The sequence below is a fragment of the Anaerobiospirillum thomasii genome, from assembly GCF_900445255.1.
Classification (GTDB): Bacteria; Pseudomonadota; Gammaproteobacteria; order Enterobacterales; family Succinivibrionaceae; genus Anaerobiospirillum_A; species Anaerobiospirillum_A thomasii.
In genome coordinates this window covers 409,293-426,885 of record NZ_UAPU01000005.1, presented here as the reverse complement: position 1 = coordinate 426,885, position 17,593 = coordinate 409,293, and the positions used below count along the sequence as shown (strand labels likewise).

Genomic DNA, 17,593 nt, shown 5'->3' with positions numbered 1-17,593 from the left:
AGAGCATGCGCAGTGCGCTAAACAGCACCTTGCCATCATGCTCTTTGTATAACAAAGTAAATGTAAAGACTGTAGATTTTTGTGATAGAATTAATAAAATTTATCATGTGTCTGTCACAAATCTATGGTCATGTCTTTGGAGAGCCTATGCGTATTCACAATCTTGAGGATAAAAATACAGTAATCAACTATTTTACCAGCGAGCTGCGTGATATAAATATACAAAACGATCCTATGCGCTTTAGAAACAATATTGAACGTATAGGACAGATGCTCTCATATGAAATAAGTCAGACCTTATCCTATTCAAAACAGTCTGTAACCACACCTCTTGGCGTTAAAGAGGTCAATCTTATTGATGAAAAGCTGGTTGTGGCATCTATTCTGCGTGCCGGTCTGCCATTGCACAATGGTGTGCTCTCAGTCTTTGACAGAGCTGAAAACTGCTTTGTCTCAGCCTATAGAAAGTATCGCGATGCCAATAATTTTACCATTCATGTTGAATACCTGGTTTTACCTGAGCTTGATGACAAGACTGTAATTTTATGTGATCCAATGCTGGCCACAGGCAGCTCTATGGAAGTTGCCTACAATGCTATTTTAAGCAAGAGCAAGCCAAAAAGGGTGATTATCTGCTCCATTGTGGCATCTGAGCAGGCTCTTGATTATATCAATAAAACTCTTGGGGATAAGGTAAGCGATCTCTTTGTTGCCACTGTAGATCCATCTCTTGATGCCCACAGTTATATTGTGCCAGGTATTGGAGATGCAGGCGATCTGGCCTTTGGCGCCAAACTTGATTAAAGATATTTATTAAAGTCTCTTATCGCAAGGCTGCCGTATCTGGCAGCCATATAAAAAGGGAAGAGAACATTAAATTATGTTCGGCATAACTCTTTTTTCTAATAACTTTTTAGTATCAGCTCTGAGGCATCCTCTTATTTAAAATCAATTACCGTCCCTGAATAGATTATATTGTTATAAAAAATGTGACTTAAAAAATAGACATTAACTTTTTTAGTGCTATTATATGTCTGCTTAGTTTGTAATTTATATACATGGTAATAGAATAGTTTACGTTTTATTACTATTTTATAAACACCATGTAAACGTCTCTGTATAAAAACTAAAGACTGCTGTACAGAATTAAGCTCGACTATTACCTGATTTTATAACTATAATTATTTTTTATGACTGGTTTGAATAATATCAAAGAGCTTAAAGAGGTTAAAGAATACCTTAATACCTATACAGATTCATTTTATATAGATAAAGCCATGTTCAGCCTGGTAGATAAGGGCATTATAAGGTCAGATCAGATAAGTGACTGTATAGTTTCCCTGTTACAGGAAGGCTTTATTGTTCAGTCTCCATCATCAGGTCTTAAATACTATACAACTCAGACCTATAAATTAAGGTACTTTAATAGGCAGGAGCATAACAGATCTGACAGCTCTATGCTTGATCAGTGCTCTTTTGGCACCTTTTTAGAGATACTGGCCGATGCCTATGAAAGATCGCACGCAAACCTTGAATTTCTTATAAATGGCAGTCAGCATCTGCTTTTAAAATCAGCTGAGTTCTCTTATCATGATGCAGACAGCTTCTCTGTAAAATTCAGAAGCTTTGACAATAAGCAGATTCTTCTTAACTCGCGCTATATTATAGGTTTTCCTGTTATTAAATTTGTATCTTCAGGTAGTAAAGACAGCGAGGATAGCAAGAGCTCAGATATTACATTAGTTCCTGTTTTTTATTTTAATATCAAGGATATTGAAACAGTAAGAGGTGAGGTAAATACCTATAGAGGACAGGTGGATGATCTAACCACCCCTTTTATAAATAATTATTTTCTTGAGAAGATAAATGAAATCTTTCCACCAGGCAAAAAAGATACCTATGGCAGTGCTTATGTTGTATTAAGCAATTTTCTTGCTGAATTTAAAAGAAAAATATCTACAAGCAGCGATCCTGTAACTGAATCTTTAAGACTGTTCAAGCACTATTTTTATAATTACTTTGCCTATAAAAATGATTTTGATTTTAAAAAGCTCTCGCAGATAGGTCATATTAAACACAATAAAGGCAGTGAGATATATAATTCATGCCTTGTAGGTCAGATTAAAAATACAGCAACATCACAGTGTGCAAGAGAGATAAGAGAAATTGCACAGCTTGCACTGCAGCAAAAGCTGCCTTCAAGCTGTCTTGATGTGTTGTATGAATCATCTGCACTCATTGATAAGGCAATTGTCAAAGGTGCACATAATAATACCGCCAGGCATCAGGAGACTGACAGCACATCAGGTATCAATGCCTTTGTCAAAGAACAGTCAAGTCTGTGCTATTGTCTTAATGATGAATTTAAACTTGATGAGTATCAGGTACAGGCCGTCAAATCATTTTTAAATAATAAAATAACTTTGCTGCAGGGACCTCCTGGTACAGGTAAAACCTATACCATTGCCACAGCCGCCATGAACAGTATGCTGCGCGGTCAAAGGTGTCTTATCTCATCGTATAATCATGCCGCTATAAGTGCTTTTAATCAAAAGGCTGTTTTTGATTTAAATGGGCAGTCTGTAGAGTTTAATACAGAGCTTAAAAGCAAAGAACACAGTGTAGATTTAAGCTTTTCATCACTGATAAAAAAAGGCTTTTCAAATACGGCAGTCTCTTCAGATAAGGTTTTTAACTGTTTTGATACCATAAGAGAGCAGACTGACAATAATCAGAACAGCTCTTTTAAGGCTCTGTGTGAGTATCTCTACATTTATAAGGAACAGCTGCCGCAGGCCATAAGAAAAGCTAATAAAGCGCTAAGGCTGGCAGATATAGTTATAAAGCAGGATACCAAATTAAAGGCTTTATTTGAGCATCTGTCATCTCTTATGTTAAAGACAGATGAGAGCAGTATAACTGCTGTAGATGAGAGCAGAATCTTTGATCTAAATAAGCAGGCCATTTCAGATTTACTGCAAAAATGTCAAAAACGCCTTAAAGATATAAGGATCTTAAAGCCAAATATCTTTAGACTTGAGATGCTTATCCTTGATTTAAAAAAGGATTTTTTAAAGCATGATATTGTGGCAGTACAAAAATGTTTAGATGAGCTAAACCACCTTATTTCTGTGTGCTCTAAATTAGAAAACACATTATCAATACTGCTTGAGAACAGGCTCTTAAACAAAGAAGACAGAACTGATATAAATAAAATACGTGACAGGCTGTACTCATTATCTTTTAAGGACAAGTCTAAGCTTGAGTCTTTAGATACAATTGCCATCTTTTTTAAGGAAAAGACAAGAGAGTATGTATCAACAAGACTTGCACCGCATCTTTACAAGATAAAAAATGGCTTTAATCCAGATGATCTCAAGCAAGAAATGGCAGAGGAGGTGTTCAGACATTTTCCTGTGGTATCCACATCCATTCTCTCCGTTGCCAAATCAGTGCCTTTAAAGGCAGAGATCTTTGATTTAATCATTATTGATGAGTCATCTCAGTTTGATTTTATTTCTATTATACCTGTGCTCTTTCGGGCTAAAAGAGTGGCTGTGGTGGGCGATCCAAAGCAGTTAGAGCCAATCAATGGTATAAGTAACAAACTCATAGCATTATTGTTGAACAGAGTTAACCACACAGGCATTACCAACTATGCCAATATGTTCAACTTCTCAGCCTCGGCCTATGATTTTATTGAGAATTATGTAGTTTCACCAAGCCATATAAGAAAATTAAGTCTGCTTAACAACAGACGATCAGAGCCAAAGATTACAGAATATATATCCAAATATTTTTATAACAGCGCTTTAAGATCTGCCTATATAAACAGATCCTGCAGCAGTGATTATCTGCTTGATGCAGACAAGGGTATACATTTTATAGACGCTCCTTTAGATGATGAAAAAGGCTCTGGCAAAAATGTCTTTAAAAAAGAGGCTGAGGCCATCATTGAGCTTTTAAGAGGCTTTTTTGCAGATAACAGGCGTTATAAAGGAACTGTGGGTGTCATAGCTCCTTTTGTCAGTCAGGTTGAGTATATAAAGAATCTTATTTTACAGGATCAATATCTAAGGCACATAGAGCCTCAGTATTTATATACATCTACTGTACACTCATTTCAGGGACAGGAGCGAGATACTATTATATTTAGCCTGTGTCTTAAGGGTAACAATAAATTTGTAGCAGATCCTCATCTTATCAATGTTGCCATATCACGCGCCCGTGACTATGTCTTTGTTGTAGGCAGCAAAGAGCAGGCCGCTAACTCCTATTACAGCTATATAAGAGCCCTGGTGCAGGCATCAGATCAGATAAGAAAAAACAGACTCAAACTTGATGAGCCTGGCATAGATGAGCTTATTGATAACAGATTTATTGACACGCTGGAGGAGGGGCTTTTATTCAGAGCCTTGAAAACAGCTCTTGATACACAGAACCTCTCTGACAGATGCGTGTTAAAAACGCAGTATGCAGTTGCATCTGCTGCTAAAACATATCGTGTGGATATAGCTCTTATAGACAATACTTTGCTCAAGGAGCATACAGGCGGTTTAGCTTTCAGTGGTGTTATAGGCATTGCTATTGAGTGCAATGGTGCACAGCACTATGTCAATAGCGGCAGTGACTCAATTGACTATGACATAAGCCGTAAAAATGCCATACGGTATTCACCATCCTCACCTCTTGAGGTTATGGAGTTTAGAAATTCCGAGATTAATTCCAATGTACAATCCTGTGTTGAACAAATTATTGATAGATATAAGGAGCTGATTGAAGATGATTGATATGAACGGTGATAAAGACAGTAATGCCGCTGACCGCATTATTAAACCCGCTCCTAGAGGTTTTGTTTCCTATAAGACAGGCTCTTCAAAATTTGTACTGCTTATAACGACTTTATTTGTCTGCTTTATAGGCTCCTGTGCCTATATAGTATGGCAGGCAGGTGAGCGATATAAGATTAACAATACCCTGCAGACATATCATGAAACACTGGAAAAATCACTGGCTCTGAAGCAGGAAATCATCGAGCTGCAAAGAGAGCAGAAATCATTAACCTTTATAAATAAAGATCTTAAGCATGAAAACAGCTCTTTAGTAAAGGAAAATGAAAATCTTCTTAAGGATAAGAAGGAGGCCGAGGCCTTTATTGCCGAGTATAAGGCCAAGCAGGACAACTATAATGATCTTGTAGCCAAGGTATCTACACTTAATACTCAATATCAGAAGCTTATTGTAGATAATGCCGCTGCCAGAATTGTCAAAGACAGCAATGTTGAGATTTATAAAGAAAATGAAGAGCTGCTGCGTCGCAATAACAACTTAAAGAATGAAAGTTCAGGTCTTGAGACCCAGATAGCAGCAAGAAAGGAGAAGTTAAAAGAGCTTCTTACCCAGGATGAGGTGGCAAATCAGTTAAAAGAAAAGATGAATGCTCTGGTCTCTTCATATGAGAATTATGCATCTACTTTGCAAAGTGCAGCCTCAAGCCTGCAGAACAGTGCAGTTGCGCTGGAGGGTAGCTCTGAGACCATAGATAAAGGTGTAAATACAACCAAAGATTTTATTCAGACCATAGGCAGCTTAGAAGGTCAGGTAGCTAAAATCAGAGAAGGCATTCAAAACGAGCATAACAATATTCTAAACTCAGCCAAGAATATAAAAGGCAGTGTAGATTCTGTTACAAATACCTTAGAAGGCGGTGTGGCTTCTATTAAAACTACAGTAGAAGACGGAGTTTTAGCTATTAAAAGCAATTTAGATGGCAGTGTAGCTACTCTTAAAAATGATTTTAGCACCAGTGTAAATACTCTTAAAAACGATTTGACCGGCAGTGTCAAGGCTATCAACAGTGATCTTAAAGGCAATGTTCAGACTATTCAGGGTGAGCTTAAGGGCAGTATTGATGCATTTGCCAAGGATGTTCAAAATCACAGGAACACACTGCAGAGTACATTAAATACCTTTAACACAGATCTTAAAGATACATCTGTAAATATTAATGCAGTACAGGTTAGCATGTCCACCATGCAGCAGAGCCTTACAGCTATCAACAAGGATCTTGGCACATCATCAGACAATTATGCCAAAGCCATCAAGGGGCTTGATGAGATAGGCCAAACCTTAGAAAAGGTTGAAGCTCTAAGCTCCAAGGTTACACAAAGCATTACAGATGTCATAAAGACCATAGATGCCCTTGATAACAGGATCAATAGCAATGCAGCCTCTTTAGGCTCTTTTGATACTGCTTTGAACACTATGATGACCCGTGTCGATACAAGTATTAAGAACTCAGATGCCTTAGACAAGTCTTTAGGCAGTCTTTTAACGAGTGTTGAGAGCAATAGTAAAAAAATTGCGGCATTAGATGGCACTTTGAGCAATCTGACAGGACTGGCTCAGGGTAGCAGCAAGAGTGTAAATGATCTTGCTGATAACGTTAATAAAGGACAGGCAGATATAAAGGCTATTTCACAAAGTCTTAAAGACTTATCTTCAGATCTGCTGCATCTTAAAGATATGGCCAATCAGATAAAAGATATTTCATCTACGATTTCATCATCTAATTTAAATGCTGATATAGACGGTATCAAGCAGGAGCTGTCAGCACTGCAGGCTATTTTAGATAATGTTAATAAAACATCAGACGCTAACGAATAATTTACATAAAGAGGGAAAAAATGAGCACTGAAGAAACCAGCGTATTTAGCGCATTAGAAGTCTGGGATTTTGTAGGAATTATAGCCATACTTTTCTTCTTTATGGCGATTATATATCTGTTCTACACCATCAGTAACGGTAATAGCTATTTATATTACAGATTTAAGGATTTAAGCGATGGCGAGAAAAAAACTATTGATATTGTAAGTGAGGTTGAAGAGAAGAAAAAAGAGCTTGCAAATCTTGAAGAGAAAATCGCCAGTAAACAGAAGCTGGCGCAGGAAAATGAAGCAACGCAGAAAGCTAATGAGCAATTAATAGGCGTTGCCCGCGGCCTTACCGAGGAGATTGATTCCAAATTAAAGCATCTTAGTGATATTAAGCTGCAGATCAACGAAAGTGAGGCTTTAAAGGAATTTATAGAGGAAAGAAAGAGTCTTGAGGCTGACGAGCTTGATGAAAAGATAAAGCAGAAAAAAGAAGAGCTTAAGCAGCTTGATCAGGATCAGGCTTATGCTCATGTGCAAAAGGCTATGGATTCAGTCTTCCAGAAGGTTGATGAGCTTGTTCAAAATGAGGTTAATGAAAAAGAAAGCTCAAATCTTGATGCTCATATACAAAAACTTGACTCACAGATAAAAGAAAAGGAGTTAGAGCTTGACAAGTTAAACCAGGAGCAGACTTTTGCCCATGTACAAAGCGCTGTTGACTCAGTTTTCCAGAAAGTTGATGATATGGTGCAAAAAGGGGTACAGGAAAAAGATATTTCAAATCTTGATGCTAAAATCAGCGAGCTTCTTGATAAGAAACAGGAGCTTGAAGATAAGCTTAACTCTTTAAACGAACAGATAAAACATAGCGAAAGCGAGATTAATAATGCATCTTTAGACAAGTCTCTTGAGAGCAAACTAGAGGATCTGTTTAAATTAAACTCTTTGCAGGAGCGTATTGCTAAAAAACAGCATGAGCTTGAAAATCTAAGCACCAATAAACAGGGAGCTTATAGTGATTTTGATGACTGCCCTGCAGCCATACAAAATAAGTTTGCCAAAAATAATCTCGATGATGGCTTATCAGAGGAGAGTGCTTTATCTGACTTTAAAGATCATCTTGAGGATAACGGTATTATATTTAATAGCAGAATCATTAATGCATTTCACACTTCATTAAAAGTACAGGATGTAAATCCAATTGCCGTTCTTGCTGGTGTTTCAGGAACTGGTAAAACCTTGCTGCCAACAGCCTATGCCAAATTCTTTGGCATGTATCAAGAGCACGTTGCAGTGCAGCCTCGCTGGGACTCAATTGATGATCTGCTTGGTTTTTATAACTTCCTTGAAAATAAATATAAGGCCACTGATCTTGTAAAATCCTTGTATTTCTTCAGTGAAGAGGCAAACTTAACTCCATCTGAAAAACTTACAGACAGAATGCTTCTGGTGCTTTTAGATGAGATGAATCTTGCCCGCATTGAATATTATTTCTCTGAGTTTTTATCAAAGCTTGAGCTAAGAACCATCAATAATGAAAACTCAAGAATCAGAATATCTGACAATATTAATTTCAGTATTGGCGGGAATGTACTTTTTGTCGGTACTATGAATGAGGATGAGTCAACATTTGCACTGTCAGATAAGGTTCTTGACAGATCTAATGTTCTGCATTTCGGTGCTCCAAGTTCATTAGCCCCAAAATCTCGTAATAATAGACTTAATGAATTTGAAACAAAATATAACCTGTCACTGTCGACATTCAAAAAATGGTGCGAGTGCGAGAATAAAGACTCTACATCTGAACTTGATGACTGTATAGAAAAAATTGGCAATATCAATACTGCCCTCAGATATATTGGTAAAGGCTTTGGTTATCGTGTAAGAAATTCTATTAATGAGTATATATTAAGATATCCAGATAAGGACAATATCAAGCTTGCTCTTGCTGATCAGATTGAGATGAAGATTATACCTAAGCTGCGCGGACTGCAGGTTGATGATGAGAACAATATAAAGTGTTTTGATACTATTTCTGATGCAATTGCATTTACTGATGATGAGAACTTAAACCAGGCATTTAATGCAGCCAGACGTTCTGATCTTGGAATGTTTATGTGGTTTGGTGTAGATAGGGGCAATTAGGATTTAGTATATGGGGCATTGTTCTTTAATCAGATATCCTTGGAGTATTGAGTCTGATGCTAATTTAATTGAAGGCAGGAGTGATCTTGATTTTTTAACAAATACCAGACTTAATCAGTATTTTATTGAGGTATCAGGTGTTTGCAAAGAAAGAATTCAAGTTGATTTCATTCATGAAGACTCAGGATTAATCTTTAAAAGAGATGCCCATTTTTATGCAGCAAAGGCTGCCGATACAGCTATTTATACACTGCCATGCGTTTTAATGGCAGGCAGTATTAAGAACAGCTATAAACTTAATGAAAATGCCAAGACAGGAGCAGGAGAAAGAAGGGAAAAGTTTAAAATAAGATTTAAAGATTCCGAGCTTGGTTTTATAGTACTTCCAGTTATCAATAATGCCGATGATTTTTCATATATAGACGACTGGCTGACCTTCTTTGATTATATTATTGAGAGAAATACTGAATATAACTCCTTTGCCAAAAATATAGTACGTTTTGTTTATCTTAAGGATATTATTCAGAGCTTTTGTGGTAATGATGACAATCCTGTACGATCTAAAATACTTGAGATCATGGAGAATTTATCACAGACCATAGTCTCTCTTGAGCACAAGCTTAGAAAAAACTTAACCAGAACCAGACGCATGATGCCTGTGGAGAGAATCAATGAGCTTGATGCCAAATGTCTTACTTCTCTTTTAAAAATTAAAGGCAGAAGCATTAAGGAGAAGGCCAGAAGCAGTAATATGCAGCTGCTTGGCATAGCCAAAGTTGAAAGCTATAACATGCTTGAAAATAGGGTCCTTAAAGATTTTGTATACAGATGCAATATTGAAATTGACAGATATTTAAGGGATTACAGCAAATATGCCAAAAGCAGGAATATGGCATTTGTATCAAATACTATAAAACAGTTAAAAATATTTAAGAGCAATTGTTTGTCTATATATAACAATGCCAATCTTGCTGAAGTTCCGCGACAGATTTCATTGCCAAAACCAAATTTTGTTCTGCAGCAGAATATATATTATAAAAAAATTTGGCACTATTATCTTGAGCTTATAAACTCCAAAAAGGATATACAAAAAACATTACTCTGGCAGCAGAATCTGTTTCAGGATATTGCTGATATGCTTTTAAATGTAGCTATGACCAATATAGGTACAGATCCTTTAGGCAGTGGTGCTTTTGTAAATGTAATATCAAGATCTTCAACAGATATAAGTCAGGAGCTATTAGGAGGTTCTCACAGATTAAAAGCATCATGCAATGCAGGCCCTTTTATTCTAAATAAGCTTGGAAAGCTGTTTTCCATTGAGATTATCTCAAATGCATCGCTATTAAACAGCTTTGATTGCTATATGGATATGCAGGATCTGTTTGATGTAGGTGCTCCAACCTATATAGTATTTAGCGAAATATCAGAAGATAAAGAAGAGAAAAATAAATATGCTCTTGCTGTATATACCATGCACAATATTGTAAATACAGACGGCGGTGATGAGATTAAAAAATATCTGGCAAATTTAAGAAAGGCTGTAGTAAATAACAGCAGTAATTATGATATTTTACCTTGGCTTATAGTCAGTGTAGACACTTATATTGAGAATGCCTCGCACAGAGTCAGAGAGGTTATACAGGATGATGTATATATCTCTCAGATAGAGCTAAATCCTAAAAGCTGGATTAGAGCCGTAAACAGTATGGAAAAGACAATATGGGGCTTTATAAGGGGACAGATAGATGCACAATAAAGTAATTGGCGTTAGTGTCTTTGGTATCAATGATGGCATCTATATTGACGATGTAGATATTGGCATAAAGGATTATATTCCAAGCGTAGTTATAGAAGATTTCGATAATAAGGTTTATATGTACTCAAATTCAGCCAAATTTGATAAAACAGGGCTGAGTCTGGATAGAGAGTCATATAACCAAAAAAGCAATAGCCGCAAAATGATTGCTCTTTTATGGCAGCAGCTTGAGCTTAGTGATGAAAAGAGTTATCAGGCAAATCTTTTATGCAGATATATATTAGAAACTATCAAAGAAAGCATAAACTCAAATCCTGATATTAAAGACAAGATTTCCATTCACGATCTCAAAAAGAATTACACTATAGTTTTATGTATTCCTGATACCTGCGGTGTAAGTGAACAGGATGCATTACTAAGAGCCTTTAATGGCTATGATCTTAAGCTAGTATGGCGCTCTGTTGCATCACTTCTAGCATATTATGAAGATGAAAGTATAAATCAGTCACAGACAGGATCAGATAGCATATCTGTATTATATGTAGGTCCTGACAGTATAGACGTTATTGAATATGGAGTTGAGGAAGTAGAACATAATTCAAAGCTTTATTCAGTTCCTAAACGCCATCAGGCTGTGTATGAAAGCAATCAGATTCCTATTAATGGTACAGACTTAACCATAGCTCTGGTTAATGACATTATAAACAGCCAGTATCCATATATGGAAAAGTCTGTTAAAGATAAATTTGCAAGGCAGATATTCTACCGCTTTAGTTTCGTGTGGGGCAAAGAGCAAAGGGCCAACAGCATTAACACATTATTCTGTTATACAGATGATCAATATGAATATAAAACAGTTTCTTTAGAGTCAAAGAGTGATTTTTCTGACATCAAATATACTGATCTCATAGATGATATATATAAAGATAATGACATAAAGGATGTAGGTTATAAGAGTCAGAACAATAGCTATATCTATGAGCTTATAAGAGATGAAATTGCCAGAAGGTGTAGCAGTGAAACTGTATTATGTACAGGACCACTTATAGAATCAGAGATTATAAGCAGATATATCATTGATTATGTAAGTAACAGAAATTTCAGCAAAACATTTAGAACATGCACAAATATGGCATATGGAGCTGTTGTCTTTAATAAAAGGCAGGAAAATAGGGAGCCGACATATAAAGAGAAAATTGATAAAGTCTCTTATATTGCTACAAATGAACGCGAGGAGCGCTATGAAGCAGTCGTTCTGATTAATGAGCAATATATTGAACCAACAGACATATGTTCGTCTGAACACATTCCATTTATCCTCAAAAAAGGAAACTTAGAGATCAATCTTTATATATCGAATGATAATAAATTTAATCAAGAAGCTTTAGATAAAGCCAAAGAAGAATCTTTTAAGGAACAGAATATTAAAGTATTAAAGGCAACACCTAAAAAATTTAAGAAGGAAGTTGATGATGATATCAATGTAGAAGTATATCTGGAGCAAAAACTGCTGTCTGGTTATATAAAAGTTATTATTAAGTCACTTGATGAAAAAGATAACGATTTTATACCAAAAAGTGGTATAAGTGTTGCCTTTGATAGGGAACATCAGGAGCTGTATGAAGGTACTTTTAAATATAAAAAACTTAGATATAGTGACTATCATGTGTTGGATCTGACATGTTCAAGTAAAATTACACTATCTTACAGTTCAAAATCAAATTATCTAAATCGTTTTGTATCCAGCAGTAAGAGCTCAAATAATTCTTATTATAAATGCTATTATAATAAATATTCAAAAGTTGAACAGAGCCTTATTGATAAAATTGATGAGTATAATAATGAGCAAAAAATCGAATCAAAGGGGTTTAAAGATCAGATCAAAAATTTAATTTTAATTGATAGAGGGCGTACTTCAGAAACTTTAAAGCAAGAAATATATAGCTATTTACAACAAAGTTCAGTTACAAATAATGATTATTTTTATATGCTAGATGCCTTAACTAAGGCCATGAGTAAAGATGATCTTGAACAGGTTATGTTGTTACTAACTGAATATCAGGCAAGAGAAGAGAATAAATACAGTGTGTTGAAGGTATGTCGCTATCTCGTGATGCGTAATCCTATGTTATTTAATCCTGACAGTAAATATTTTAATTTTCCTGAAAGATTAAAGGATATTATGTATAGTACAGCTATAAATTTCTTACAAGAAACTTTAAATAAAAAAGAGTTAGAATTAAAGATAGACAAAAAGAAGAATTCTATAAGAATTGTCGGACAACAAAAGGTAAATATGTCGTTTTCTATTTTTATCTATGTTCTCTGGTATAGAAAAAATATAAATGGTAGATCTTTTTTAACTAATGAGTCAGATATAAACAATATTGATATTCTATTATCTGCAGTTATTGATTGTTACAACAATGATTACAACAAGGTGCTTAAAGATACTGATTTAACTTTAGATGAAAAATCATTAATTAGATATAATGATTTTATTATAAGCTTGAGAGATATAAAAGAAAATCTTATTAGTCTTTTACAGGCTAAAGGATCAGATAAGGATATTCTTGCTATAAGTGAGCAGCTTCTGGAGACAGAGTCCCGACAATAAGAAGTGTATACTTTTTTCAATCTTGATTTTATTTTTTTTATATTTAATAATTGGTTTATAACTCTTTTATAACTCTTTTATAACTCTTTTATAACTCTTTTATAACTCTTTTATAACTCTTTAAGATTGAGGTAGGCTTAGGGCAAAGTAAAACAGATAGTAAAAAATTGATTATCTTAGTTTACATTAGTCCTTATTTTGGCTTGTATGTCAAGAAATTTATGCAATTTCTGGCTACAAAGAATAGTTATTATCTTAATCAGACAGCAGGGACTGCACAAAGGTGATACTATGAAAGAAAAAGATATACCAAGGCTTTACGTAGGTTATTCTAATTTTGACCATTACGCTGAAGAAGTTTGCTCTTACGTTGATAAGACGCAATTTTTAAATTATTTATTTTCTGACTCATGTGATATACAAAACTTTGTTTTTATAAGGCCCAGACGTATTGGTAAGACACTTAACATGTCTATGATTGCCAATTTTTGTGAGTTAAACTATCAAAATCCAGGTGACACATCTTATCAGCAAAGGCTTTTTATAGATAATCCCAACCATCTTGCTATAGCAAATGCTGAATATAAAGATCTGCGTGACAGAGTAATGGGTCAGTTACCTGTAATATATGTATCATTTGCAGGAATATATGATAATGACTTTAATGATGCTATCACAATGTTTTTAAATCAACTTGATAGTCTGTATTCAAGATTTCTTTTTATTTTAGATAGTAATAAAATATCTGCTGAAGAAAAAGATCATTTTAATGAGATATATAACTTATTTTATAATTTATTTCCTATAGTTACAAATAAAGATGAATTGATACCAAAAGCTCAAACTTATTGTGTTGAATTCATTCAATTTCTTGGCAAATTATTGTATAAAGCCTACGGCAGGCAGGTTTTAGTCATTATAGATGAATATGATGTACTTCTTCAAAAGTCTGTATTGGCCAAAAATCCTTATTATGAACAAATGCTGTCTCTTGTCCGAGATTTATCTGTAAACAGCTTTAAGAAAGATGAAAACCCTTGGCTGTATAAGGGTATTATTACATGTTCTGCCAGTATAGACTATCAGGAAGAAATAAATAAAGAATGTAATTTTACTATATTTGAAATAAACGATGAGCCTTTTACTTCTTTCTTTGGCTTTACACAGCAAGAAACTGAGAACTTCTTATCTAAATTCAATTTGATACATAAAATAGATGAATTTAAAGAATATTATGGCGGCTATATTTTTGGAACTGATTATATTTATAACGTATGGGCAGTGATCCAACATTGCCTTCGTTTAATAAACCATAAAGATTCAACACCTGATTCATACTTAAGCTTTAGCTCTATAAGCGGAGAGATAATAGGTAACTTTATCAAGCAGCTAATAGACAGTCAGGATAGGATTAGCATTGATAAACTTCAGCACTTATTAGATGGAAAATCTGTAAAGATTAAGATTGTTAAATTTGATAAGGCTCCAAGCTATAAAGATAAATACTGCTTTGATTCTTTTGCATCTTTTTTATTAGATAGGGGCTATTTGACTTTTGATAACAGTTTTGATGGAATAATTAGTACTGAACCTGGTAAAGATGTATACGTTCAGATACCAAATTTAGATATAAGATCAGTTTATGTCAGAAATATAAGACGTACTCTTTCAGAAAGAGAGTGCGAGGACAACTGGTACAATATATGTACAGATATATGTAACTCCTTATCGTCAAATGATATAAATAGAGCTCAAAGCATCATAAACCATGCCTTAAGCATTTATATAAGCATTTATGTTAAAGAGTCTGAAGATTATTATAGTCGATTTGTTCAATGTATTTTAAATAATGCCAGATCGAGAGGTAAGGTTTATATAAAAGATCAAAAGACTATAAATAAAGATCTTGACAGTGGCAATATGCTATTTAGATATAGTTCTAATGATAAAGTAGTCATTTTAGAGTTTAAAAGATCTGAAGAAAACTGTTTAAAGGCTGCTCAAGAAGCATCTGTGCTGCTGCAGTATAGACAGTATTATGATGATCTCTTCAATTATAATGATTATGTCTATGGAATAGGACTTGGTTTTTCTCATAAACGGTGTGAAGTCATATCTATAGGTAATATGGCTAAAATCAACAAGAAAATATAAGTTTTAAATAAAGGCGTTACACAAGTAAATGGTAAAACATATCGCCTTGTAAGCTGGCTTTATCAAGTATAAATCGCCAGCATTTTAATTTATAAGAAATGCTAGTATAATAGGAATAAAGTGCCATATTGATACAAGAAGAGTCAGACATTATATAAGTTTGCATCTCTTAACAATATTGAAAAACAGGCAAAGGCCTACTGATCAATTGAGCAATACATAGATCTTCATATGCTGCTAAAACTCATAAAACTAAATACAGTGAAGCAAACTTTATATTTTTTTACATAGATCATTAGCTTTTTAAGTATTTGTGACTTTCTGTCATATTGATTCTATAGTAAGATTGTATAAAGAACAAATTATTACTAATGCACTTTATATAAAATAAATGAGTTTTATTATGGACATGCATAAACTGCCAGACGCATTGCTAGGCTGTGAGAGCTTTGAAAAGCTTATTACATCTAATGCCTATTATGTAGATAAAACCTTTTATCTTAACACTCTCTTTATGGAAAGATGTGCGAAAAACACCTTCATCACCCGCCCGGGTCGCTTTGGCAAAACTATGAATCTGTCCATGATTAAGGCCTTTTGTGAGCTTAACTATAAAAACCCAGGGGACACGTCCTATCAGCAAAAACTCTTTATAGATAATAGCCGTAACCTTGCAGTGGCGCGCGATGAGTACAAAGAGCTGCGCGATAAAGTTATGGGGCAGTTTCCTGTTATCTATGTTTCATTTAAAGGTATTGAGGGCTCATGTTTTTATGAGGCTGTAGAGAAAACACTGCCAATAATTGCAAGGCTTTATAATCAGTTTTATTTTCTAACACAAAGCAGAAAACAACTGGATGTTTATATTGAGTATTTTAAAGATATCTTAACCTTTAGCAGTCAATGCAATAGTAATTTATGTGATAAAGAAAATTTATGCCGTGCTGTTACTTATTGCGGCTACTTTATACCAACGTTAGCGCACATGCTGCACAAAGAGTTTGGCAGAGAGGTTTTATTCCTTTTAGATGATTATGATTTTCCACTGCAAAAAGCAGTTGAGGCAGAGGAACCTTATTATGATAAGATGCTTGCCATTATCAAAAATATAAGTATCAATACCTTTAAACAGGATCCCGATGGCTGGCTGTATAGGAGCATTATTACCAGCTCTTTAAACATAATCTATCAAAGTATATATGGTGGAGGTGACGCCAATAATTATGTTGTCTTTTCTGTAGAAGATTATATTTACTCCACCTTCTTTGGATTTACACACTCTGAGACTGATAAAATTCTTAGTGACTTTGGGATTGAGTCTAAAGAAGATGAGATTAAAAAGTGGTACGGTGGCTATAGATTTGGCAATGATAATATCTACTGCCCATGGTCTTTAATGAAGTATTGTGCCGCATTAAAACAAAATGGCAGCAATGAACCTGAGGCCTTCTGGGTCAACACCTCAGGCAATGACATTATTACTCTGTATACTAAAAACTCAATTGAGGCTAAAAAGCAAGGTAATATTGATAAATTACAGGACTTAATGGATGGCAAATCAATAGACATTGAGCTATCTGAATTTACTGTTTATCCTGATATTAAAAGTGGTCTGAAATTTAATGCCTTTAGCACTATGCTGCTGCAGACAGGTTATGTTACCTTAGCTGATGACTCAGCACTAAGAGGCAATGTCAGAGTTAAAATACCAAATTATGAGGTAAGAAAGGCCTTTGAAAAAAGGCTTGGTGTTTTATATTCAGAGGACGATGCAACCTGGAGTGCACAGGGTTATAATCTTTTAGATGCATTACTGTGTAATGATATTGCCAAGGCTCAGGATATTATCAATACAGTATTAAAAACCTATATAAGCATTAGACACTCAGGTCATGAGCAATACTATCATGGTTTTATGCAGGGTCTTTTGATAGAGGCTGTAACCGATTGTGGTATCTCTATGTTAGATGAGAGTGAAAGTGGTCTTGGCTATAGTGATATCATTCTTAAAGACTCATCAAATGATAGAGCAGTTATTTTAGAGTTTAAAAGAGCTGCAACAGAAGACTGTCTAAAGGCGGCTAGTGAGGCTACAGATCAAATCATGGAAAAGAAATATGCAGATCTTTTTAATGAACAATATACTCACGTATATGGCATAGGCATAGGTTTTTACAAGAAAAGATGTAAGATTTTATCTTTAGGAAATATAGCTAAATCTGCAAAATTAGATTGATATAAATAAGCGCAAGATTATATTGA

8 protein-coding genes are annotated in these 17,593 nt (G+C 34.7%); all 8 read left to right on the top strand.

The window, feature by feature from the left end; genetic code table 11:
* Window positions 1–81: 81 nt before the first annotated feature.
* The 8 genes from upp to DRZ93_RS02115 all read left to right on the top strand — a co-directional run bounded on the left by upp (window position 82) and on the right by DRZ93_RS02115 (window position 17,567).
* The gene (upp, locus tag DRZ93_RS02150) at window positions 82–804 is read left to right on the top strand and encodes a uracil phosphoribosyltransferase (protein ID WP_218564237.1); all 723 of its coding nucleotides are present in this window, start codon (window positions 82–84) and stop codon (window positions 802–804) included.
* 386 nt (window positions 805–1,190) lie between these two features.
* Window positions 1,191–4,790 (top strand): AAA domain-containing protein, encoded by a 3,600-nt coding sequence (locus DRZ93_RS02145; RefSeq protein WP_113745704.1) that lies wholly within the window; start codon window positions 1,191–1,193, stop codon window positions 4,788–4,790.
* A complete protein-coding gene (locus DRZ93_RS02140) occupies window positions 4,783–6,666 on the top strand; it encodes a coiled-coil domain-containing protein (RefSeq protein WP_113745703.1) in 1,884 nt (627 codons plus the stop codon). The genes DRZ93_RS02145 and DRZ93_RS02140 overlap by 8 nt, the downstream gene beginning before the upstream one ends.
* 20 nt (window positions 6,667–6,686) lie before the next feature.
* On the top strand, window positions 6,687–8,801 hold the full coding sequence (locus DRZ93_RS02135) for a hypothetical protein (RefSeq protein ID WP_113745702.1): 2,115 nt from the start codon (window positions 6,687–6,689) through the stop codon (window positions 8,799–8,801).
* A 10-nt stretch (window positions 8,802–8,811) separates the two neighbouring features.
* On the top strand, window positions 8,812–10,560 hold the full coding sequence (locus DRZ93_RS02130; protein WP_113745701.1) for a DUF2357 domain-containing protein: 1,749 nt from the start codon (window positions 8,812–8,814) through the stop codon (window positions 10,558–10,560).
* Window positions 10,550–13,177 (top strand): hypothetical protein, encoded by a 2,628-nt coding sequence (locus DRZ93_RS02125; protein WP_113745700.1) that lies wholly within the window; start codon window positions 10,550–10,552, stop codon window positions 13,175–13,177. Before DRZ93_RS02130 ends, DRZ93_RS02125 begins: the two co-directional genes overlap by 11 nt.
* Before the next feature lie 291 nt (window positions 13,178–13,468).
* Window positions 13,469–15,331: an AAA family ATPase gene (locus DRZ93_RS02120; protein WP_172457996.1), complete on the top strand. Its 1,863-nt coding sequence runs from the start codon at window positions 13,469–13,471 to the stop codon at window positions 15,329–15,331.
* A 403-nt stretch (window positions 15,332–15,734) separates the two neighbouring features.
* Window positions 15,735–17,567, top strand: coding sequence for an AAA family ATPase (locus tag DRZ93_RS02115; RefSeq protein ID WP_172457995.1), 1,833 nt, complete (start codon window positions 15,735–15,737; stop codon window positions 17,565–17,567).
* The last annotated feature ends 26 nt before the right edge of the window (window positions 17,568–17,593 follow it).

Excerpts from the sequence above, each read along its gene's own strand:
- DRZ93_RS02115 (WP_172457995.1), top strand. The coding sequence starts at position 15,735 with ATGGACATGCATAAACTGCCAGACGCATTGCTAGGCTGTGAGAGCTTT.
- DRZ93_RS02125 (WP_113745700.1), top strand. The coding sequence starts at position 10,550 with ATGCACAATAAAGTAATTGGCGTTAGTGTCTTTGGTATCAATGATGGC.
- DRZ93_RS02130 (WP_113745701.1), top strand. The coding sequence starts at position 8,812 with ATGGGGCATTGTTCTTTAATCAGATATCCTTGGAGTATTGAGTCTGAT.
- DRZ93_RS02120 (WP_172457996.1), top strand. The coding sequence starts at position 13,469 with ATGAAAGAAAAAGATATACCAAGGCTTTACGTAGGTTATTCTAATTTT.
- DRZ93_RS02140 (WP_113745703.1), top strand. The coding sequence starts at position 4,783 with ATGATTGATATGAACGGTGATAAAGACAGTAATGCCGCTGACCGCATT.
- DRZ93_RS02145 (WP_113745704.1), top strand. The coding sequence starts at position 1,191 with ATGACTGGTTTGAATAATATCAAAGAGCTTAAAGAGGTTAAAGAATAC.
- DRZ93_RS02135 (WP_113745702.1), top strand. The coding sequence starts at position 6,687 with ATGAGCACTGAAGAAACCAGCGTATTTAGCGCATTAGAAGTCTGGGAT.